General features: G+C 70.7%; 17 protein-coding genes and 1 pseudogene. 5 read left to right on the forward strand and 13 right to left on the reverse strand.

The window, feature by feature from the left end:
• The first annotated feature begins 6 nt into the window (after positions 1–6).
• A complete protein-coding gene (locus ACWEPL_RS01295) occupies positions 7–1,956 on the forward strand; it encodes a PQQ-binding-like beta-propeller repeat protein (RefSeq protein ID WP_452434617.1) in 1,950 nt (649 codons plus the stop codon).
• On the opposite strand, the gene ACWEPL_RS01300 is transcribed toward ACWEPL_RS01295, so the two are convergent.
• Both ACWEPL_RS01300 and ACWEPL_RS01305 read right to left on the reverse strand, forming a co-directional pair.
• Positions 1,953–2,849, reverse strand: a complete 897-nt coding sequence (locus tag ACWEPL_RS01300) for a dihydrodipicolinate synthase family protein (RefSeq protein ID WP_452434619.1) — start codon at positions 2,847–2,849, stop codon at positions 1,953–1,955. The genes ACWEPL_RS01295 and ACWEPL_RS01300 overlap by 4 nt on opposite strands.
• Before the next feature lie 10 nt (positions 2,850–2,859).
• Positions 2,860–3,726, reverse strand: a complete 867-nt coding sequence (locus ACWEPL_RS01305; protein WP_350722559.1) for a carbohydrate ABC transporter permease — start codon at positions 3,724–3,726, stop codon at positions 2,860–2,862.
• Positions 3,727–3,845: 119 nt separating this feature from the next.
• Between ACWEPL_RS01305 and ACWEPL_RS01310 the strand changes: the two are divergent.
• Positions 3,846–5,039, forward strand: a pseudogene (locus ACWEPL_RS01310) (RNA-guided endonuclease InsQ/TnpB family protein); the annotation flags it as partial.
• Between the two features lie 34 nt (positions 5,040–5,073).
• Here the strand turns inward: ACWEPL_RS01310 and ACWEPL_RS01315 are convergent.
• The 3 genes from ACWEPL_RS01315 to ACWEPL_RS01325 form a co-directional block, all read right to left on the reverse strand.
• The gene (locus tag ACWEPL_RS01315; protein ID WP_350722561.1) at positions 5,074–5,940 is read right to left on the reverse strand and encodes a carbohydrate ABC transporter permease; all 867 of its coding nucleotides are present in this window, start codon (positions 5,938–5,940) and stop codon (positions 5,074–5,076) included.
• Between the two features lie 31 nt (positions 5,941–5,971).
• Positions 5,972–7,213, reverse strand: a complete 1,242-nt coding sequence (locus ACWEPL_RS01320; protein ID WP_350722563.1) for an extracellular solute-binding protein — start codon at positions 7,211–7,213, stop codon at positions 5,972–5,974.
• Positions 7,214–7,299: 86 nt separating this feature from the next.
• Positions 7,300–8,436, reverse strand: coding sequence for a DegT/DnrJ/EryC1/StrS family aminotransferase (locus ACWEPL_RS01325; RefSeq protein ID WP_363965681.1), 1,137 nt, complete (start codon positions 8,434–8,436; stop codon positions 7,300–7,302).
• A gap of 74 nt (positions 8,437–8,510) precedes the next feature.
• Between ACWEPL_RS01325 and ACWEPL_RS01330 the strand changes: the two genes are divergently transcribed.
• Positions 8,511–9,716 (forward strand): helix-turn-helix domain-containing protein, encoded by a 1,206-nt coding sequence (locus tag ACWEPL_RS01330; RefSeq protein ID WP_350722567.1) that lies wholly within the window; start codon positions 8,511–8,513, stop codon positions 9,714–9,716.
• Between the two features lie 61 nt (positions 9,717–9,777).
• Here the strand turns inward: ACWEPL_RS01330 and ACWEPL_RS01335 are convergent, their stop codons facing one another.
• From ACWEPL_RS01335 to ACWEPL_RS01355, 5 genes are all read right to left on the reverse strand, one after another.
• On the reverse strand, positions 9,778–10,833 hold the full coding sequence (locus ACWEPL_RS01335) for a dihydrodipicolinate synthase family protein (protein WP_350722569.1): 1,056 nt from the start codon (positions 10,831–10,833) through the stop codon (positions 9,778–9,780).
• A 77-nt stretch (positions 10,834–10,910) separates the two neighbouring features.
• Positions 10,911–11,918 carry an NAD-dependent epimerase/dehydratase family protein gene (locus ACWEPL_RS01340; RefSeq protein ID WP_452434622.1) on the reverse strand — a complete coding sequence of 336 codons (1,008 nt, stop codon included), beginning with the start codon at positions 11,916–11,918 and terminating at the stop codon, positions 10,911–10,913.
• A gap of 83 nt (positions 11,919–12,001) precedes the next feature.
• Complete coding sequence (locus ACWEPL_RS01345) at positions 12,002–12,886, reverse strand: Gfo/Idh/MocA family protein (protein ID WP_452434625.1); 885 nt, start codon at positions 12,884–12,886, stop codon at positions 12,002–12,004.
• 12 nt (positions 12,887–12,898) lie between these two features.
• On the reverse strand, positions 12,899–14,707 hold the full coding sequence (locus tag ACWEPL_RS01350) for a hydantoinase B/oxoprolinase family protein (protein ID WP_363965687.1): 1,809 nt from the start codon (positions 14,705–14,707) through the stop codon (positions 12,899–12,901).
• On the reverse strand, positions 14,700–16,700 hold the full coding sequence (locus ACWEPL_RS01355) for a hydantoinase/oxoprolinase family protein (protein WP_452434627.1): 2,001 nt from the start codon (positions 16,698–16,700) through the stop codon (positions 14,700–14,702). Before ACWEPL_RS01355 ends, ACWEPL_RS01350 begins: the two co-directional genes overlap by 8 nt.
• 65 nt (positions 16,701–16,765) lie before the next feature.
• On the opposite strand from ACWEPL_RS01355, the gene ACWEPL_RS01360 reads away from it, so the two are divergent.
• Positions 16,766–17,488, forward strand: coding sequence for a thymidine kinase (locus ACWEPL_RS01360; RefSeq protein ID WP_363966592.1), 723 nt, complete (start codon positions 16,766–16,768; stop codon positions 17,486–17,488).
• Here ACWEPL_RS01360 and ACWEPL_RS01365 read toward each other — a convergent pair.
• The 3 genes from ACWEPL_RS01365 to ACWEPL_RS01375 are packed head-to-tail and all read right to left on the reverse strand — an operon-like array spanning position 17,460 to position 19,455.
• Positions 17,460–17,864 carry a MarR family winged helix-turn-helix transcriptional regulator gene (locus tag ACWEPL_RS01365; RefSeq protein WP_363965691.1) on the reverse strand — a complete coding sequence of 135 codons (405 nt, stop codon included), beginning with the start codon at positions 17,862–17,864 and terminating at the stop codon, positions 17,460–17,462. The two genes, ACWEPL_RS01360 and ACWEPL_RS01365, sit on opposite strands and share 29 nt — an antisense overlap.
• A gap of 34 nt (positions 17,865–17,898) precedes the next feature.
• A complete protein-coding gene (locus ACWEPL_RS01370; RefSeq protein WP_363965693.1) occupies positions 17,899–18,795 on the reverse strand; it encodes a hypothetical protein in 897 nt (298 codons plus the stop codon).
• Between the two features lie 42 nt (positions 18,796–18,837).
• The gene (locus ACWEPL_RS01375; protein WP_355194632.1) at positions 18,838–19,455 is read right to left on the reverse strand and encodes an SRPBCC family protein; all 618 of its coding nucleotides are present in this window, start codon (positions 19,453–19,455) and stop codon (positions 18,838–18,840) included.
• Between the two features lie 116 nt (positions 19,456–19,571).
• Between ACWEPL_RS01375 and ACWEPL_RS01380 the strand changes: the two genes are divergently transcribed.
• A complete protein-coding gene (locus ACWEPL_RS01380) occupies positions 19,572–20,435 on the forward strand; it encodes a polysaccharide deacetylase family protein (RefSeq protein ID WP_452434628.1) in 864 nt (287 codons plus the stop codon).
• Positions 20,436–20,590 lie beyond the last annotated feature (155 nt).

Raw genomic sequence — 20,590 nt, forward strand, 5'->3', positions numbered from 1 at the left:
CCGCGCATGATCCCCCGCCGTCGTTTCCTCCAGGCGGCCGCCGCGACCACGGCGGCCGCCACGTTCACGACCACGCCGGCCCGCGCCGCGACCCACCAGAAAGCCCAGCCCGAGGGCACCCTCACCGACCTGGGGCCGGCGAGCGTCGCCAGCCCGCTGGGCAACGGCGAGTTCGTCGGCGGCGTGCTCTACGCCGGCTCGCGCGGCCTGTCGCCCAACGTGGTCGGCGCGTTCGACCTCGGCCAGGATTCGGTCACGACCCATTTCGACATCCCGACCGGCGTGGGCATCTGGGCGATGTGCAAGGTCGGCACCGACGTCTACGTCGGCACCCACGCGAGATCCGACCTGTACAAGATCGACACGATCGCCGGCCAGGTCACCAAGGTCGCCGAATACCCCGACCACTACATCTGGACCATGGCCTCCTCCCCCGACGGCAAGGTCTACCTGGGCACGTCGGAGCCCGGCCGCGTCTGGGAGTACGACCCGGCCACCCGCACCAGCCGCGACCTGGGCCAGCCCGCCCCCGGCGAGGCGTACGTCCGCAGCATCCAGGCCGACGACACGTACGTGTACGCCGGGATCGGCGCCAACGCCCACCTGATCGCGATCGACCGCAGGACCGGCGAGAAGCGCGAGCTCCTGCCGTCCGCTGTGGCCGACCGCGACTGGGTCTCCAGCATGGGCATGTCGGAGACCCACCTGGCCGGCGGCATGAACTCGCTGGGCGAGCTGCTCGTCCTGGAGAAGGCCGCGCCGCAGAACTACAAGGTCGTCAAGGCTACCGCGGCCGGCGAGAAGTACATCGTCGCGGTCCTGATCCACGACGGGTACGTCTACTTCGCCGGCCGCCCCTCCGGCACGTTCTACCGCTACCACCTGGCCACGGAGAAGCTGGAGGTGCTCGGCGTCCCCTACTTCGAGGCCCTGACCCACCGCATCCTGGCCCACGAGGGCCGGATCTACGGCATCCAGGACAGCGCGGTCTTCGTCTACGACCCGGCGACCGGCTCGCTCGACTACGTCAACCTCGTCCAGCGCGGCTTCAAGGCGGCACCCGAGGAGCCGATGTCCGTGCACTCCGACGGCCGGCGCGTCTACGTCGGCGGCAAGGGCGGCGCCGACGTCCACGACCTGGCGACCGGCAAGGTGACCCGGCTGGGCATCTCGGGCGAGCCGAAGACGCTGCTCACCGTCGGCGACACCACGTACCTGGGCATCTACACCCAGGCGGCCCTCTATGCGCACCGCCCCGGGAAGACCGAGGCCGACCTGATCGCCCGCACCGGCAACCAGCAGGACCGCCCGCGCGACCTCGCCTACGACGCCACGACGGGCCTGATCGTGATGCCCACCCAGCCGGAGCCCGGCCACATGAACGGCGCGCTCTCCCTCTACTCGCCCCGGAAGGGCACGTACGAGACCTACCGGCCGGTGGTCGAGCGCCAGACCGTCTACTCGGTCGTCGCCCGGCACGGCGTCGCCTACCTGGGCACCCTCATCCAGGAGGGCCTCGGCCTGCCGCCGGTCACGACGACCGCCCGCCTGGCCGCGTTCGACCTGCGCACGCGCAAGCTGCTCTGGCAGCTGGAGCCGATCCCCGGGGCCCGCATGATCTCCTCGCTCGCCCTCGGCAGGAACGGCACCCTGTACGGGATGGCGAGCACGGGCGAGGTGTTCGAGTTCGACCTGCGGAGCAGGAAGGTCACCAGGACGATCAAGGTCGGGACGAAGGGCGGCGAGCTGTTCGTCACCGGCCGGGTGGCGTACTGCACGGACGGCGGCTCGATCTACAAGATCGACCTGGTCGCGTTCACGTCGAAGGCCATCGTGGACGGGCTGGCCGGGCAGTGGTTCGGCGGCGAGCCCAAGCTGGCCCTCGACCCCTCCCGCCGGGCCCTGTACGCGGTGCGCGCCCGCAACCTCGTCCGGGTGGCCATCGCCGGCCGCTAATGAGCCGCCTGGCTCATCGCCACGATCACGGCCCGCTCCTCCGCCGGGAGGGGCGGGCCGTACGGGTCGTGGGAATGCGTCTCGGGCACCCGGCCCTCGGCGGCGGCCAGCCAGAGCATGCGCTGCACGTAGCCCTCCATGGGCTCGGTGAACGTGACCTGCGCCAGCCGGTCCAGCCGCCCGGACGCCTCCTCGAACGCGCGCAGGTCCTTGCCCGCGAACGCCTCCAGGACCGCGGCGGTCACCCCGACGCTCGCCGCGGCGATGCCGACCAGGGCCGCCTCGGCCCCCCACAGCAGGGACGGGCCGAACATGCGGTCCTCCCCCGTGATCGCCAGCCGGTCCGCCTCCCTGGCCAGCGCGATCGCGCGCTGGCAGCCCATCGCGTCCGACAGCAGCGCCGTCTTCAGCCCCGCCACGCCGGGATGCGTCAGCAGCTCGCGCAGCGTTCCGGCCGGGCACGGGCGCGTGTAGAGGTCGAACGCGATCATCGGCAGCCGGGCCGCCCGCCACACCTCCTCGTGCAGCGCCACCCGGTCACCGTCCGACGGGAAGACGAGCACGCCGTCCGCGCCCAGCTCGGCCGCCACCCGCGCCTGCGCCGCCGGGTCCTCCTCCCCGCCGCCCACGCCGGCCAGCACCGGGACGCCCCCTTTACCGGCGCAGGCGACCGCGCGCTCGATCACGGCGGCGCGGACGTCGGGGGCGAGGTACGGGCCGCGGCCCGTGTGGGCGAGCACGGCCAGGCCGGTGGCGCCGTCGGCCACCAGACCGGCGAGGTAGCGGGAGACCAGGTCGAGGTCCACCTCGCCGGATGGGGTCATGGGGGTGGCCGCGGCGGGGATCAGCGCGCCGCGGAGCCGGTCACGAAGGTTTCGTACAGCGATGTCCACCCGCCCGACCCTATTTCAGGCCGGTCATCGCGATGCTGTTGACCAGGTACCTCTGCAGCAGGAAGAACACCAGCAGGCACGGCACCACCGACACGGCCGCCGAGGACATGAGCACCGACAGCTGCAGCTCCTCGGTCCGCAGCGTGGTCAGCCCGACGGTCAGCGTACGGGTGGCGTCGCTCTGGCCGACGACCAGCGGCCACAGGAAGTCGTTCCAGTGCCACAGGAACACGAACACGCCGAGCGTCGCCAGGATCGGCCTGGTCAGCGGCACCACGATCGTCCAGTAGACCCGCCACTCGGAGGCCCCGTCGACCTTGGCCGCGTCGAACAGCTCGTCCGGCAGCCCCAGGATGAACTGCCGCATCAGGAAGACGGCCTGCGAGTTCGCCAGCGTAGGCACGATCAGGCCCCAGAACGTGTCCACCCCGTCCAGGCTGTTGACCAGCACGAACGTCGGGATGAGCGTGGCCTGGAACGGCACCATCATGGTGGCGAGGAACGTCCAGAACATGGCCTCGCGGCCGGGGAAGCGCTTCTTGGCGAACGCGTACCCGGCCATGGACGAGGTGAGCAGGATGATCACCACGGAGACCACGGCGTAGATCAGCGAGTTGATCGTCCACGTGACGAACCCCGACGACTCCAGCACCCGCGCGATGTTGTCGAGCGTGAGCGAGTCCGGCCACCGGGCCGGCACGGTCGGCCGGCCCGCCGGCGAGAGTGCCACGATGAACATCGCCACGAACGGGCTCACGGTCAGCACGGACAGCACCGCGAGCAGGGCGGCCAGCGGCCACTTGCCCCGCCACCACCGGCGGCGGGCCGCGCGGGCCGTCCGCACCTCGGTGACGGGCCGGGACGCGGTGATCGTCATCGAAGCTCCTTGAGCGTGGAATTCCCCGCCTTCGTACGGGGGAGGAAACGCGGTACGACGCCGCCCTGGATGGGAACAAGTAAGCGAATCATGGCCATGGTTACGCTAAGATGAACGTCGTGGCACACAGCGTGAAGCGGGCCTACAAGTACCGCTTCTACCCGACTCCCGAACAAGCCGCAGAGCTGTCCCGGACCTTCGGCTGTGTCCGCCTGGTCTACAACAAGGCCTTGGAGGAGCGCACTCGCGCTTATACCCGCGAGGGGCGGCGAGTCGGCTACACCGAGTCCTCGGCGATGCTCACAGCATGGAAACGCAGCGCCGAGTTCGGCTTCCTGAGGGAGGTGTCGTCGGTGCCGTTGCAGCAAGCGCTTCGGCATCTGCAGGCGGCGTTCGCAAACTTCTTCGCCAAGCGCGCGAAATACCCGGCGTTCAAGTCGCGAAAGAAGTCGCGGGCGTCCGCGGAGTACACCCGGTCGGCCTTCCGCTGGCGTGAGGGCCGCCTCACACTGGCGAAGATCGATAAGCCGCTGGACATCGTGTGGTCGCGTCCGCTGCCGCTGGGTGCACAGCCGTCGACGGTGACGGTGAGCAGGGACACGGCGGGTCGTTGGTTCGTGTCCCTGCTGGTCGAGGAGGAGATCGCGCCGCTGGAACCAGTGCAGGGCATGGTGGGGGTGGATGCGGGACTCAAAGCGCTGGTCACCCTGTCCACCGGGGAGAAGATCGCGAATCCGAGGTACGAGCGGGCCGATCGGCGCAGGCTGGCCCGGGCGCAACGGGCGCTGAGTCGCAAGGAGAAGGGCAGTGCCAACCGGGCCAAGGCGAGGCTCGAGGTCGCCAAGGTGTATGCCCGGATCGCCGATCGGCGGCGCGATCATCTGCACAAGGTCAGCACACGGCTTGTTCGCGAAAACCAAGTGATCGCCGTGGAAGATCTGACCGTCCGCACCATGGTGAAGAACCACCGCTTGGCGCGCGCTATCTCTGAGGCGGCCTGGCGTGAGCTCCGCCGCATGCTGGAATACAAGGCGGCTTGGTACGGGCGGCGCCTGCTGGTTGTCGACCGCTGGTTTCCTTCTTCCAAGCTGTGTTCGGGGTGCGGGATGATCCAACCGTCCATGCCACTGAACGTGCGGGCTTGGCAGTGCACGTGCGGCGCGTCCCATGATCGGGACGTGAATGCGGCGAAAAATATCTTGGCCGCCGGGCTGGTGGACAATTAAAACGCCTGCGGAGCTGGTGTAAGACCTCAACGGAAGTCCCTTCCAGACGGGCAACCGGCGGTGAAACAGGAACTCTCACGGGCGACCGTGGGACTCTCCCACGTGTACGAGGGAGAGGATGTCAAGTGTTCCCCCGATCCAGGAAGCGGCGCTGGACCAGCGACACGATCAGCACGATCGCGAACAGCACCATGCCCCACGTGGCGGCGTAGCCGAAGTCGAACGATCGGAAGCCGTGGTCGTAGATGCCGAAGATGAGCGTGTAGGTGGCCCGGGCCGGGCCGCCGCCCGTCATCACGTACACGGTGTCGAACGTCTGGAAGGCGCTGATCGTCTCGATCACCACGACGAAGAAGATCGTGGGCTTGAGCAGCGGCAGCGTGATCCTGCGGAACCGCTGCCACGCGCTCGCCCCGTCCACCGTGGCCGCCTCCAGGTAGGAGGACGGGATCGACTTCAACCCGGCCAGCAGGATCAGCATCGAGTAGCCGAACCCCTTCCACACCGACACGACGGCCAGCGCGGGCAGGATCACGGCCGACTGCTCCAGGAACGCCACCGGGCCGAGGTCCGCCTTGGCCAGCAGGCCGTTGATCAGCCCGTCGAACTCGTAGATCCAGCGCCAGATGATGCCCGCCAGTACGAAGCTGGTCACGTACGGCAGGAACAGCATGCCGCGGAACAGCCCGCGCATGAAGACCACCTGGTTGAGCAGCAGCGCCGTGCCGAGCGCCACGAGCAGCGTGAGCGGCACGTAGATCGCCACGTACACGAGCGTGACCCGCAGGCTCAACCAGAAGTTCACGTCGTCGAGCAGCCGGGCGTAGTTGTCCGTGCCGATGAATTCCCAGTCGCCGCCGATGTTCCAGTTCGTCAGGCTCATCCCCGCCGCGCCGAGCGACGGGAAGATCCGGAAGATCAGGAACAGCACGAGCACGGGCAGCACGAACAGCAGGCCGGTGACCGGGTCACGCAGGCGTTGACGCACCGGGTGTTTCCTTTCTGGCGGTGTGCGGGGGTCAGCCGGTGCCGAGCAGCTGGTTGGCCTCCTTGGCGGCCGCGTCGAGCGCGGTCTTGGCGTCCTCCTTGCCGAGCAGCGCCGCCTGGATGTGCGGCGCGAGCACGCCCATGACCTGGCGGGCCTTGGGGTGGGTGTCGCCGGGGAAGGCGTACTGCAGGGACTTGGCGAACTCCTTGGAGGCCGCCGACTGGTCGGGCACGGTCACGTCCGTGCGGGCGGGGAAGAAGCCCGACTCCTTGGCCAGCCCGCCGGACACCTCGGGCGAGGCCAGGTAGGTGGCGAACTTCTTGGCGGCGTCCTTGCTCTCGGAGTGCTTGGCCAGCACCAGGGCGCCGGGGATGCCGAACGCGACCCGCTTGGTCCCTTCGAGCGGCAGGCCGATGCCGACGTTGTCGGCGCCGATGGCGGCGCCGAGCTGGTCGGCCATGCCCGCGGTGGCCGCGTGGTACATGGCGGTCTTGCCGGCGGCCAGCGGGCCGCCCTCGATGTCGTTGGCCTTGCTCGCGGTGTTCTCCGGCAGCCCGCCCACGGCCTTCAGGTCGAGCAGGAACTGCAGGCTGGCCACGCCCTCCTGGCCGTTGAAGGCGACGCTCTTGCCGTCGGCGGAGAAGACCGTGCCGCCGTTGGCCCACAGGATCGGGTAGAAGCTCTGGTTGAGGCTGACGTCGGGCTTGCCCGGGTAGTCCAGTACGGCGACCTTCTTGGCGGCCAGCTTGGGCGCGGCCTCCTTCAGCTCCGCCAGCGTCTCCGGCACCTTCTCGACGCCCGCGTCGGCGAACAGCTTCTTGTTGTAGATGGGCGCGGTGATCGTCTGGTAGATCGGCACGCCGTACAGCTTGCCGTTGACGGTGAGGGCGGCCAGGGAGTTGGGCAGGTAGGAGGACTTGGCCGGGGCGACGATGTCGTCCACCGCCTCGACCGTGCCCTGCTGGGCGTACTGGGGGATCTGGTCGGGACCGAGCACCACCAGGTCGAAGCCCTTCTTCGAGACCAGTGCGGTGGTGACCTTCTCCTGGCGGCCCTCCCAGGGCTGCTGGTCGATCTTGATGTCGATCGTGGGGTTGGCGGTCTCGAAGTCCTTCTCCACCTTGCCCCAGAACGCCTGGGCCTTGGCCTGGTCTCCGATGACGGGATACATCCACAGGGTCACGGTGCTCTTGTCCGAGCCGCTGCTGGATCCGCACCCGGCGGCCGCGAGGCTCAGGGCGGCCGCGAGGCCGACTGCCGCTGCCTTCTTCATCGGCGGCTTCCTTTCAACTAATACCGGTCCTGACCGAAACCTAATGAGCGCGTCTGACCGGGTCAATCCCTGATACATGAACGTAACTACGGTCGAGCCCGAAATTTCGTGATTTCCTGGGCGATCAGCTCGACGTGCTCGGGGGTGTAGGCCTCGTTCCAGTCGATGACCAGCAGCGTACGGTCCACCATGAGCTCCGCCTGCGGGCAGGGGTTGGGCCGGTAGTCCTCGAGCGGATAGCGGGAGGAGCCGTAGATGGCAGCGTCCCACACGGGCGCCCTGTTCAGCGGCTCGGCGAGGTAGCCGGCCCGCGCCGGGATCCCGGCCGCGGCCAGGTGGGCGGCCAGCTCGGGCGCGTCGCCGTCCGGGCACACGATCGGGAACAACCACCAGGCGTGGCCGTCCGGACGCGGCAGGCGTACCCCCGGGAGGCCCTTCAGCGCGTCCAGGAGCTGTCCGGCCGTGCTGCGGCGGGCCGCGAGAACGCCGGGGAGTTTCGCGAGCTGAGCGCGCGCCACGGCGGCCTGGAGCTCGGTCATGCGGTAGTTGATCCCGAAGCCGGCGTGCGACCGGCCGGCCGCGCGGTCCCACCCCTTGTCCGAGAACAGCCGCATCCGCCTGGCCAGCTCGTCGTCGTCGGTGATCGCCACCCCGCCGTCGCCGCAGGTGATGTGCTTCCACTGCTGCAGGCTGAGGCAGCCGACCTGGCCCGCCGTGCCCGCGAGCCCGCCGCCGGGCAGCTCGGTCAGCCAGGCCTGCGCGCAGTCCTCGATCAGCGTCAGGCCGTGCTCGTCGGCGAGCGCGCGCAGCTCGCCGACCCTGGCCGGCGCACCGAACAGGTGGACCGCCATGATCGCCCTCGTACGGGGGCCGATGAGCGCGGCCACCGCGTCCGGATCGAGATTGCCGTCGGAGGGATCCACATCGGCGAAGACAGGGACGGCGTTCTGCGCCAAGATGGGGGCCACGGTCCCGAAATCCGTGATCGGGGTCGTGATGATCTCGTCTCCGGGGTCCGGCGCGGCCGCGACGACCGACAGGTGGAGGGCCGCGGTGCCGGAGCTGCAGGTGATCGCGTGACGGGAGCCGTAGACTCGGGCGATCTCACGCTCCAGCGCCCGCGCCTCGGTCCCCCAGACGGAGTTGAGCATGCCCGAGCGGATCACCCGCTCGGCGGCGGCCACCTCCTCGTCGCCGAGCGTACGGCCGTCCGCTTCTGCCATGGACGGGAACTTCACCGGGCACCTCACAAGATATGATTGCGGTCTTGACCGAAAATAGCGAGAGGGAGGCGTGGGTGGGAATCGTCATCGGGGTCGTCGGCCCGCACGACCTGGTCGACGACGTCGCGGCCGTCTGCGAGGAGCAGCCGGGCGTCAGCACGCTGCGCCTCGACTACGACCACGAGTCTCAGGCGCCCGCGATCGTCGAGGCGCACGCCTCCTCCGTGGAGGGGTGGCTGTTCACCGGCATAGTGCCCTACATGCTCTCGCGTGACGCCGACGCGCTCACCCGCCCGGCGGCGTTCGTCGACTATTCGGGCGCGACGCTGCTCAGCGCCCTCGTACGCCTCCAGCACGAGGGCCAGGACATCACCCGGCTGTCGATCGACACGCTGTCGGCCGCCGACGTCCAGACCACGTTCGCCGAGGCCGGGCTGCCCACCGGCGATCTGCGCACGCTGCCGTACCGGCCGGAGATGACCTCCAAGAAGGCCGTCACCTTCCACCGGAAGGGGCCCGCGCACGCGGTGATCACCTGCCTGAGCTCCGTGCACGAGGCCCTGCGCGACGAGCGCCACGTGCTGCGCCTGGTGCCCTCCGTCCATTCGGTACGGGTGGCGCTGCGCCAGCTCATGCTGACCGCCGAGGGCCAGGCCCAGGAGGACGCCCAGATCGCGATCGGGCTCGTCGAGGTGGCCAACGAGGAGGGCCTGCTGCGCGAGGCCACGGCGCTCGGCGGCACCCTGGCGGCCTTCCGCGGCGGCACGCACCTGCTGGTGACGACCCGCGGCCCGCTCCACGACGCCACGGGCGGCTTCACCGGGCTGCCCATGCTGGCGCGGCTGGCCGGCCAGAACGACGTCGTACGCGTCGGCTTCGGCCTGGGCCGCAGCGCGGCGGAGGCCGAGAGCCTGGCCCGCCGTGCCCTGGCCAGGGCACGCCGGATCGGCGAGGTGGCCGCGGTCCTGTCGCTGCGGGCGGACACGGACATCGTCCTGGAGTCGGTCACCCCGGCGCCCACGGGGGCGCAGAACCTGTCGGTCATCGCCCGCCGCGTCGGCCTGTCGGTGCCCACGCTGGAGAAGCTCCTGGAGGCGCGGGCGGCGGCGGGGGACGAGCCGCTGACGACCCGGGAGATCGCCGAACGGCTGGCCGTCCAGCAACGCACGGCCCGGCGCATGCTTCATCGGCTGGAGCTCGCGGGCCTGGCGGAGCGCACCGGCAACCTCACCAGCGGCACCAGCGGCCGTCCCCTGACCCTCTACCGCCTGACCCTCTGACCCCCGCACCCCGGGCACAGGGGTGGTGGGTGTGGGGGTGGTGGGGAGGAGGGGCATGGGGTCAGGAGAGCCAGCGGTCGAGCCCGGCCGAGACGAAGTCGTCGTCCCGGAGCCACGGGTACGCGCCCCAGATCCGGTCGATCTCCGCGAGCTGCCCCGGCGAAAGCTCCTCCGCCGGGTCCAGGCACCACCGCCCCGCCAAGAGCCCCTGCCGCCGCAGCACCTCGTGGATGCCCGGAATGCACCCATGGAACCCGTTGGCCGAGTCGAAGATGGCCGCGTTGGCATCCGTCAGGTGCCCGTCCAGCGTGAGCAGCCGCCGTACCACCGCGTCGTCCCCGCCCCGGGCGAGCTTGGCCTCCTCCAGCAGTTCGACGGCCCGCCGCACCCACACGGCCCACTGCCCGAGCAGCCCGCCGACGAACTCGACCTCCACCTCGCGCCCGTCCACGACCACCCGGTGCGAGGTGATGAGGTCGGCCAGGATGTGGTCGTCGTTGCCCGTGTAGAGCGCCACCTCCCCGGCCCGCCCCGCCCGTACGACGCCGTGCAGCACGTCCAGCGTGCGATAGCGGTCGAAGGGCGCGACCTTGATGCCGACGACGGACTCCACGGCGGCCAGCCGCGTCCAGAAGTCACGGGACAGGGTGCGCCCGCCCACCGCGGGCTGCAGGTAGAAGCCGATCACCGGCAGCACCTCGCCCACGGCCCTGGCCCGCTCGATGAGCGCGTTCTCGTCGAGCTCCCGGTAGGGGCTCAGCAGCACCATGTGGTAGCCGAGCGACCTGGCCAGCTCCGCCTCGGCCACCGCCTGGGCGGTGGGCCCGGTCGCCCCGGCCACCAGCACCACCTCGCGCTCGACCTCCTTGGCGGTGCGGGCCGCCAGTTCGAGCACGGGCGGCAGCAGGCCGGTGCCGTGGATGGCGAACTGCGTCGTGTGCACGCCCACCGCCAGCCCGCCCGCGCCCGCCTCGACGTAGTAGCGGGTCAGCGCCCGCTGGCGGCGCTCGTCCAGCTTCCTGTCCTCGGTGAGCGCGAGCGGGTGCGCCGGGATCACCAGGCCGCGCCTGAACAGGTCACGAACGGACGTCTGCGCCTGTGGAGCCGTGCTGAGCACGTGAGGTCCCCCTTGGTGTTGGTCGGTGTGGGCGGGCAGAGTGGCGGGCAGGGTGGCGGGCAGGGTGCCGGAGCCGGTCAGAAACGGCCGTCACGGCGTTCGAACTTGGTGGGTTTGCCGAGCAGCGGCCCGCCGTCGGCCACCCATCGCGCCGTGTGCTCGATGAGCTCGGCGGGCGTGAGCTCCGGGTAGCCGAACAGGCGGTGGCAGCGCCCCGCGTTCGACAGCAGCGCGGTCGGCGCCTCCTCCCCGGTGAACACGGGCTCCTTGCCCAGCGCCGCGCCGAGGTCCAGGGCGATCCGCCGCACGGAGAGCAGCTCGGGCCCGGTCACGTTGAGGAGGTACGGCGGCGCGGAGGCCAGGGCCAGCGACCGGAGCGTGACCTCGTTCGCGTAGCCCTGCCAGACCACGTTCACCTGGCCCGTCGACAGGTCGACGGGCTCCCCGGCGAGGATCTTCTGCGCCAGGTCGATGAGCACGCCGTAGCGCAGCTCGACCGCGTAGTTGAGGCGGACGAGCGACAGCGGCGTGCCGTACGTCTCGGAGAAGTGCGTCAGCACCCGCTCGCGCCCCAGGCAGCTCATGGCGTAGTCGCCCACGGGCCCCGTCGGGGAGTCCTCCGTGCTGCCGCCGCCGGTGACGGGGACGAGCGGGTAGACGTTCCCGGTGGACAGGGCGGCGATCCGGCTGTGCCGGAAGCGGTCGGCGACCCTCCCGGGCAGGTACGCGTTGGTGAACCAGGTGGCGTGCTCGTGCCCCTGCGTGCCGAACTTGGCGCCGACCAGGAAGACCACGTTCGGCGCGTCGGGCAGGTCGCGCAGCGCCTGCTCGTCGGCCACGTCGGCGGACACCACCGTCGCGCCGTCCTCGGCCAGCGACTCGGCGAGCCCCGGCTCGGAGAAGCGCGAGACCGCGATGATCCGCCGGTCCCCGTTCGTGGCGTTGAGGGCCAGCCGTACCAGGCTCGGCCCCAGCTTGCCGCCGGCGCCCAGGATCAGGATGTCGCCGTCGAGCCCGCTGAGATCGTCCACCAGCCCGGCGCTGGGCCGGGCCAGTCGCTCCTCGAGTTCCGCTGTCGTGCGCACGCGGGTATCTCCTCCGTCTGTTATTTACGGTCCAGACCGTAACTGTCGCAGACTTCGGCTGTCAACGGGTACGCACAACTGGGTCAGGCGACCTCACGGGCTGTGACCAGCACATCGAGGATCGCCCTGGTCTGCTCCCACGGCACCGGGCTGGGCGCGCCGCGCACCATGGAGAGGAACGCGTCGATCGTCCCCTCGTACCCGAGCCCCTTGACCGGGTCGTCGCCGCTCTCGATCACGATCGACTCGGAGCCGTCGCGCCTGTGCACGGTGACGGTGTAGGCCTCACCCTCGGAGACGCCGAGGATCTCCACCGTCCCCGTGACGCCGCTCCCCCACCGCAGCGCCATCACGCCGGTGTCCTCGGAACGCAGGCCCTGGTAGTGCCGCTTGGCCCCGGCGGCGCCCACCAGCCGCACGTCCGGCCCCAGCAGGGCGACCAGCAGCTCGACGCCGTGGATGCCCATGGTCACCATGGTCCCGCCGCCCTCGCCGGGCGTGTCCTGCCAGGCGTTGTAGCCGTCGGCCCACAACCCCACGTCGTGCCGTACGGTGGCCCGCACGGCCAGCACCTCGCCGGGATCGACCCGGACCCCGGCGAACGCGGGGGCGAACCTCAGCACCGAGCTCGACAGCACCCGGTCGCCGATCGCCAGCCGGTCGAGCGCGTCGAGCTGGACCCGGCTGGCGGCGGCCGGCTTGTTCACGAAACAGGGGGCGCCGGTCTCCAGGACCCGGGCCAGCGCCTCGGGCACCTGCGGGTTGGGGACGGTCAGCACCACGCCGTCGGGCCCGGTGGCCAGCGCCTCGCCGAGGCTGCCGGCCACCTTCGCCGTCGGGTGCTGGTCGGTGAAGCGCCGCAGCCGCTCGGGGTCCTGCTCCCACACCACCAGCTCCGCGTGGCGGGCCAGGGTGTGGGCGTCGGTGTACGGATGGCTGGTGGCCAGCCCGGCCAGGACAATGCGCACGGCGGTATCTCCCTAAAGCTCGTCCACCTCGGCGTACGCGCGTCCGCCCGAGAGCTTCGCGTACCCGGGCCCACGGTCGAAGAAGCGGTCGCCCGGAGGGCGCAGGCGGGCGCGCAGCTCGGCGGTGCCCTGCTCGTCGATGCGGTCGCCGTCGAGCACCACGCCGTAGTCGCCCAGCGCGCCCGCGATCGACACCTTCCCGTCCCGCACGTCGGCGGCCACCGCCCGGGGGTCGCGGTCGTACGGGGAGCCCCAGCCGCCGCCCCCGGTCGTACGGATGCGGATCAGCTCACCGGCCTGCACCGGATGGTCGTCGACCAGGCCCTCCATCTCCTTGCCCGCGATCTCCACCCGGAACGGCCGCCCCGCGAGGCCGCCGTTGACGCCCCAGCAGGACAGGATCGAGCGGTCGGCGATCGACATGTAGGAGGCGTCCCTGAGCATCCTGATGTGCTTGTCGTAGCCGAGCCCGCCCCTGAACATGCCGGGCCCGCCGGAGTCGCAGGCCAGCGCCAGCCGCTCCACCCGGAACGGCCAGCGCGCCTCGGCGAACTCCACCGGGATGTTGCGCGAGTCGGGCACCACGTGGATGGTGTCCTCGCCGTCGGCGTACCAGCGGCCGCCCGAGCCGCCGCCCAGGACCTCGCGCATCAGGTACGGCTGGTCGTCGGCGTCCGTGCCGTACACGCCGGTGTAGCGGATGGTCTCCTGGTCGGCGGGCATGCGGCCGTTCGTGGCCTTGGCCAGCACGCCGGCGAGCACGCCGAGCAGGCGCAGGATGACGAACGTGCGGGCGTTCGTGGGGGCCGGGAAGACCGGGGTGAGCAGGGTGCCCTTCTCCGGGAAGATCATCTTGATGAGGGGCACGACGCCCTCGTTGACGTCCAGCTCGGCCATCCGCTCGGGCGTGTCGGCCAGGTTGCGCAGCACCGGGGCCAGCCACTTCTTCAGGAAGACGCCGTCGGCGTAGTCGCCCGCGTGGTTGATCGGGCCCTTGGCCTGCGGCGACGTGCCGGTGAAGTCGATGGTCAGCGGCGCGTCGGCGGCGTGGTCGACGGTGAGCGTGATCCGCTGGGCGTGCAGGCGGGGCTCGTCCACGCCGTCGTGCTCGGCGTAGTCCTCCCACACGTACGTCCCCTCGGGGATCTTGGCCAGCAGCTCCCTGCGGAACGTCTCGGTGGTCTTGGAGATGATCGCGTCGAAGCACTCCTCGACGGCCTGCCTGCCGTACCGGTCGAACAGCTCGCCCAGCCGCCGCGCCCCCATCAGGCAGGCGGAGCACTCGGCGTCGAGGTCGCCGGCCAGCGAGTCGGGCATGCGGGAGTTGCGGGTCATGATGCGCAGCGCGGCCTCGTTCGGCACGCCCTGGTCCCACAACTTGATCGGCGGCACCATCAGGCCCTCTTCGAACACCGACCGGGCGTGCGAGGGCATGGAGCCGGGCACGGACCCGCCGATGTCGTCGTGGTGGCCGAACGCCTGCACGAACGCCACGACGGCGCCCTCGTGGAAGACGGGCACGGTCACGCACAGGTCGGGCAGGTGGCCGATGCCGCCCTCGGAGAGGTAGACGTCGTTGTGGAAGTACACGTCGCCGGGCTTCATCGTCTCGACCGGGAAGTCGCGCACCACCGGCTGGACGAGCGCGCTGTAGGAGCGGCCGGTGAGCTTGCGCAGCCGTACGTCGTGGATGCCCGCGCGGAAGTCGTGCGCGTCGCGGATCATCGGCGAGCGGGCCGTACGGGCGATGGCCGTCTCGACCTCCTTCTCGACGGACGCCAGCGTGCCCTCGACGATCTCCACCAAGATCGGATCAGTCACGGCGGACCTCCACATTTCCGTACTCGTCCACCTTCGCGGTGAAGCCTGGGTGGATCGGGATCGTCGAGCCGTACTCCTCGATCACGGCCGGCCCGGCGACCGTGGCGCCGGGGCCGAGGGCGGAGCGCTGGTGGATCGCGGTGTCGCGGGTCTCGTCGAAATGCACGGGACGCACCGAGGTGGCGCCCTCGCCGGCCTTGTCCAGGCGGCGGATGGCCGGGCGGGTGATGGGGCCGATGCCGGAGACGCGCAGGTTCACCCATTCGACGCCGTGGCGGGGGTCGTCGCGGTACGCGTACCCGTACAGCTTCTCGTGGGCCGCGTGGAAGCGGTCGACCACCTCGGCCTGCCAGTCCTCGTCGATCTCGCCCGCCGGGGCCGGCACCCGCACCTCGTACGCCTGGCCGTAGTAGCGCAGGTCGGCGCTGCGCAGGTAGACCGGGTCGTCGAAGCCCTCGCGGTCGAGCGCCTCGCCCGCCTGATGCTCCAGGTCGTGGAAGATCTCGACGGCCTTGCCGAGCGAGAGGTCGCGGGTGACGTACGTACGGACGTAGTCGTTCTTGACGTCCACCGTCAGCAACCCGAACGCTGAAACGTTCCCGGGGTCGCGCGGGACGATCACGGCCGGCAGGCCGAGGATGTCGATCAGCCGGCACGCCAGCAGCGGCCCGGACCCGCCGAACGTCACCAGCGGGAAGTCCCGCACGTCCAGCCCGCGCTTGACGGTGAGCTGCCTGATCGCGTTGCTCTGGTTGAACGCGCTGATCTCCAGGATGCCCGTCGCCGTCCGCTCGGGGGTGAGGCCGAGCTTGTCGGCCAGCGCCTCGATGCCGCCGCGCGCGGCGTCGGCGTCCAGCGGGATCTCGCCGCCGAGCAGGTGGGGCGGGATCCGGCCGAGGAACACGTGCGCGTCGGTGACCGTCACCTCCGTCCCGCCCCTGCCGTAGCAGATGGGGCCGGGGTCGGCGCCCGCGGACCTGGGGCCGACCTTGAGCGTGCCCTCGGGCGAGATCCACGCGATCGAGCCGCCGCCCGCGCCGACGGTGATGATGTCGATCATCGGGATCTTGCACGGGTAGCGGCCCACGGAGCCCTCGGTGGTGATCGAGGGCTCGCCGTCGATCACCACGGCCACGTCGGTCGAGGTGCCACCGCCGTCCAGCGTGATCACCGACGGGTGCCCCGCCGTGGAGGCGATGAGCGCCGCGCCGAGCGCGCCCGCCGCCGGGCCCGACAGGACGGTGGTGATCGGCTGGTTGACGACCTCGCGGGCCGACAGGATGCCGCCGTTGGACTTCATGACGGAGAACGGCTTGCCGAGGCGGTTGGACAGGCTCGCGATGTAGCCGCGCATGGCGGGCTTGACGGCGGCGTCCACCAGCGTGGTGACCGAGCGCTCGTACTCGCGGTACTCGCGCAGCACGTCGCTCGACAGCGAGATCACCGCCTCCGGGTGCTCGCGCCACAGCACCTCGCGCATGCGGCGCTCGTGCCCGGGGTTGGCGTAGGAGTGCAGGAAGCAGACGCCGATCGCGTTGATCCCCTTGGCCCGGAACCAGCGGGCCACCTCCACGGCCTGCTCCTCCGAGAACGGCCACACCTCCTGCCCCAGGTGGTCGAGCCGCCCCCCGACGGTCTTCACCAGGTGCACGGGAACGATCCTGGGCGGTTTGACCCAGAAGTAGGAGTTGCCGTAGCCGTCGGGCACGCTCTGCCTGGCGATCTCCAGGACGTACTCGAAGCCCTCGGTCGTGATGAACCCGAGGTTGGAGATCCGGTCCTCGAGCAGCTGGTTCGTGGCCACCGTGGTGCCGTGGACGATCGATCCGATGTCGAGCTCACCGAGCTTCTCGATGCCCGCGACGAACCCGTCCGCCGGGTTGGCGGGCGTCGAGGGGGTCTTGGTCGTGAGGATCTCACCGGTCGCCTCGTCCACCGCGACCACGTCGGTGAACGTTCCTCCGGTGTCCACTCCGATACGCACGCTACGCATGGCTCCTCAGCTCGGTGACCACTGTTCCTCCTGCGAACTCCAGAGGAGAAATGTCCCACGAGGTCATGGAACAAGCCAAGCCACTAAGCTGGCCCCCCGTGACTGAACTGTCTGCCTTGTCTGCCGTGCCGTCTGGCGCCCGGGATGCCGTGCTCAAGTTTTACTTCGGCCCCATGGACTGCGGGAAGTCCACCTTGGCACTCCAGATGAATTACAACCACGGACGCCAGGGTAGGCGTGGTCTGGTGCTGACCAAGCACGACCGCTCCGGCGGCCCCAAGATCACCAGCCGGATCGGCCTCGGCCTGGAGGCCATCGAGGTGGAGGACTCCCTCGACATCGTGGAATTGGTCACCTCCCACGACCGCATCGACTTCCTCATCTGCGACGAGGCCTGCTTCTACACCGTCCCGCAGATCGAGCAGCTCGCGGACCTGGTGGACGAGCACTGCGTGGACGTCTACGCGTTCGGGCTGGCCTCGGACTTCCGCTCGGTGATGTTCCCGGCGGCGCAGCGGCTGTTCGAGCTGGCGGACGAGGTGTGCCGGCTGCAGGTCGAGGTGCTGTGCTGGTGCGGCCGTCCCGGGCAGCTCAACGCCAGGGTGGTGGGCGGGGTCATGGCGCGTACGGGCGAGCAGGTCGTGATCGGCGACACCGACGCCTCGCCGGTGCGCTATCAGGTGCTCTGCCGCCGCCACCACCGCTCCGGCCGGCTCGGCGAGGGCGAGGGCCAGGGTCAGGGTCAGGGCCGGAGCGTCCTCACACCAGGCGGTCCAGCAGGTCTCTGAACAGCCGCCGATCCTCCTCCGGCAGACCGGCCAGGAACTCCTCCTCCGCCACGCCCACGGCGCGGGTGGCCGCCTCCAGGACCTCGCGCCCGTGGCCGGTCAGCTCCACCATGTTCTTGCGCCGGTCGGCGGGATGCGGCCGGCGCCCGACAAGCTTCTTGCGCTCCAGGCCGTCCAGCAGCGCGACCATCGTCGTCCGGTCGATGCCCAGCCGCTGGGCGGCCTCCAGCTGGGAGAGCGGCTCCGGCGTGCGGAGCACCGACATGACCCCGAACTCCCGCCCGTCGATCTCGTACGGCTCCAGCGCCGGCCCCGTCAGCTCCCCCAGGCGCAGGTTGGCGTGCTTGAGCAGGTAACCGAGGCGACGTCGCGACACGCCTCGATTGTCACACAACCCTTTCGCCGGACGGCTATCCGGCGGCCAGCTCCTCCAGGCGGTAGGGAAGGTACGCCGAGTCGTCCACGAGCGCCGAGGCGCCCCGCCACCACCCGAACCACTCCCCGCTCCGCCACATCCAGTCCACGCGTTCGATGGCGGCCACCACGTCGCCGACCGTCTCCCAGCGCTCGCCGAGCTGCTCCCGGGTGGCGCCGTGCCGCACCGCCCAGGCCCGCAGGACTCCCCCGGCGGCGGCCGGGACCTCGCGGGCGTACGGGTCGGGGTCCTCACCGGGCAGCCGGTGCGGCCCCAGCCCGGCCGCCACCCCCCAGCTCCACTGCGCCTCGGCGGGCCGGGAGTAACGCAGCGAGTGGAAGTCGAGGTTGGACCCGAGATCCTCGTCGGGCCTGCGGGTGACGACCGCGTCGAGCCGCCCGCCGGCGTCGAAGTGAACGACCAGCCGCTGCCCCGGCTTCACCCCGGGCGGCAGCCGGAAGCGGTCCTCGGCATGCCACGAGTTGAGATCGACCTCGGCGACGGGCCGGCCCCACAGCTGGTCGGCGGCGTCGTCGGAGATCCAGGCGGCCAGCATCTCCAGCGCGGTCAGATCGGTCCAGGGCTCGATCGCGACCGCCGTGCGCACCACCTCGTCGGGGGCGGGCAGCTTGCCGCCCCTGGGCCGGATCCACCACTCCTCGCCCAGCTCGCGGGTGCCCACGAGCAGCGCGGCGATGGCGGCCAGCTCGGCCGAGCGCCGGGTGAGCGAGGCTCCGAGCGCGAGCTCCAGCGTCCGCTCGGTCCGCTCGTCCCCGAGCACCGGGCGCACGTCGACGATCAAGGTCTCGGCTGTGGGACGCTCGTCGCCCAGCAGGTTGCGAACGACTCTCCTGGCTTCGGTTCGTGCGTCTTCCGCGTGTGCCTGCCGCATACCAGCCACGCTACGCCTGGAGATCCTTTTCCGCGAGAGCCCTCATGGGCGCCGGGAGGCTCGTCCGATGAGCCAGCCCACCGCGACGCCCGTGAGCGCGATGCCCGCCCCCATCCCGAACGACGCCAGCATCACCCACGGCCGCGTCTGCGTGTGCGGTCTGGGGACCCGCCCGTACACGGCGCCGCCCGCCGGGCTCACCGCTTCCGCCTCGGCGGGCGCCTGTACCCCGGCGGGGACGGCCGCCGCACACAGGTGATCCTCCACGGCCGCGAAGAACTCCCCCGCCGTCCGCTTGGCCACCGACCCCAGCATGCGCTGCCCGACCCCGCCGATCATCCCGCCGATCACCGCGTCGGCGTCGTAGTCGACCCGGGTCCCGTCGTCGACCTCGCTCAACCGCACCACGACGGTGGCGTCCACCGTCCCGGGCGCCCCCTGCCCGCGCGCCTTGAGCGTGAAGCTCTCGGGCGCCAGCGGGTCGGTGAGCGACACCTCCCCCTGGTAGACGCCCTTGATGGACGCGACGCCCGCGTTCACGGTCATCCGGTACGTGTCCGGCCCGGTCTCCTCAAGGCACTCGCATCCCGGAATGGTGCTCGCCAGCACCGCCGGATCCTGGAGCGCAGCCCACACCCGATCCCTCTGAACGCCGATCACGGCAGTACCCGCCACCTTCATGTCGCCACTCTAAGCAGCCGGGCCCAGGTGGATAAGGGCAACACCTGCCAGAGGACGGCAAGACTTGAGGATCATGCCTGGCAAGATGGGGCCCCATGCGCGCGTTGAAGATCATGCCCCGTCCGGCCGCCGTCGCCTGCGTGCTGGCCCTCCTCGCCGCGTGCACCCCCGCCGAGACCGCGAGCGTCCGCCGGCCCGACGCCACCACCTCCGCCCCGAGTTCGCCGAGCGCAAGGCCCAAGGCCACCCGGCACGGCCCGCCGGGCGAGCAGCCGCGCACGGGCGAGGTGCGCCCGGTCGAACGCGCCGGCGGCCTGCCGCCCGTGATCAGCTCGATCCCCACCAGGCGCAAGGTCGTCTTCCTGACCATCGACGACGGCTGGGAGCAGGATCCGGGCTTCGTCGAGCAGGTACGCGACCAGCACATCCCCATCACCGCCTTCGCCATGCGCGACGCCGTGGAGGCCAAGGGCACCCCGGACCCGGCCGGCGGCCCAGGGAAATACGTAGGTGCCGGTAAATGGGGATATTTCCGGCAGCTCCGCAACGCCGACGTCGCCATCGAGAACCACACCCTCACCCACCCCAACCTCCGCCTGCTCTCCCAGGACGCCCAGCGCCGCGAGATCTGCGGCTCCTCCCAGGTCATCAGGAAGGAGCTGGGCGCCAGGCCCACGCTGTTCAGGCCCCCGTTCGGCAACTACAACACCGACACGCTCAGGGCCGCCAAGAGCTGCGGCATCGAGGCGGTCCTCCTCTGGACGGCCACCGTCCAGCCGGGCGGCAAGATCGCCTACCAGGTGCCCGACAAGCGCCTGCGCCCGGGCGACATCCTGCTCCTCCATTTCCGCCCCAACCTGGCCGGGGACTTCCGCATCCTGGTCAACAAGATCAAGCGCCGCGGATTCGAGCTGGGCAACCTCCAGGCGTACCTGGCCGCCATGGCTGTCGACCGGTAGGCGTACCCCTGAATCACCCCGGCGGCGGACGCGCCGGGGCCCGCCCGCACGGGATCCTCGATGCGGCAACAACCAACGGGGAGCGATGTGACCAAGCTCGCATCGCGTTGCTCTACGAGCTGTAGTACTACTTCAAGTAGATAAACTACACGCTG

The sequence above is a fragment of the Nonomuraea sp. NPDC004186 genome (assembly GCF_053603495.1).

What these genes read in the sequence shown, in the direction of transcription:
- ACWEPL_RS01295 (WP_452434617.1), top strand. Translation starts at nt 7, where the DNA reads ATGATCCCCCGCCGTCGTTTCCTCCAGGCGGCCGCCGCGACCACGGCG.
- ACWEPL_RS01305 (WP_350722559.1), bottom strand. Translation starts at nt 3,726, where the DNA reads ATGACGATCACCGCGTCCCGGCCCGTCACCGAGGTGCGGACGGCCCGC.
- ACWEPL_RS01320 (WP_350722563.1), bottom strand. Translation starts at nt 7,213, where the DNA reads ATGAAGAAGGCAGCGGCAGTCGGCCTCGCGGCCGCCCTGAGCCTCGCG.
- ACWEPL_RS01325 (WP_363965681.1), bottom strand. Translation starts at nt 8,436, where the DNA reads ATGGCAGAAGCGGACGGCCGTACGCTCGGCGACGAGGAGGTGGCCGCC.
- ACWEPL_RS01355 (WP_452434627.1), bottom strand. Translation starts at nt 16,700, where the DNA reads ATGCGTAGCGTGCGTATCGGAGTGGACACCGGAGGAACGTTCACCGAC.
- ACWEPL_RS01360 (WP_363966592.1), top strand. Translation starts at nt 16,766, where the DNA reads ATGGAACAAGCCAAGCCACTAAGCTGGCCCCCCGTGACTGAACTGTCT.
- ACWEPL_RS01370 (WP_363965693.1), bottom strand. Translation starts at nt 18,795, where the DNA reads ATGCGGCAGGCACACGCGGAAGACGCACGAACCGAAGCCAGGAGAGTC.
- ACWEPL_RS01380 (WP_452434628.1), top strand. Translation starts at nt 19,572, where the DNA reads ATGCGCGCGTTGAAGATCATGCCCCGTCCGGCCGCCGTCGCCTGCGTG.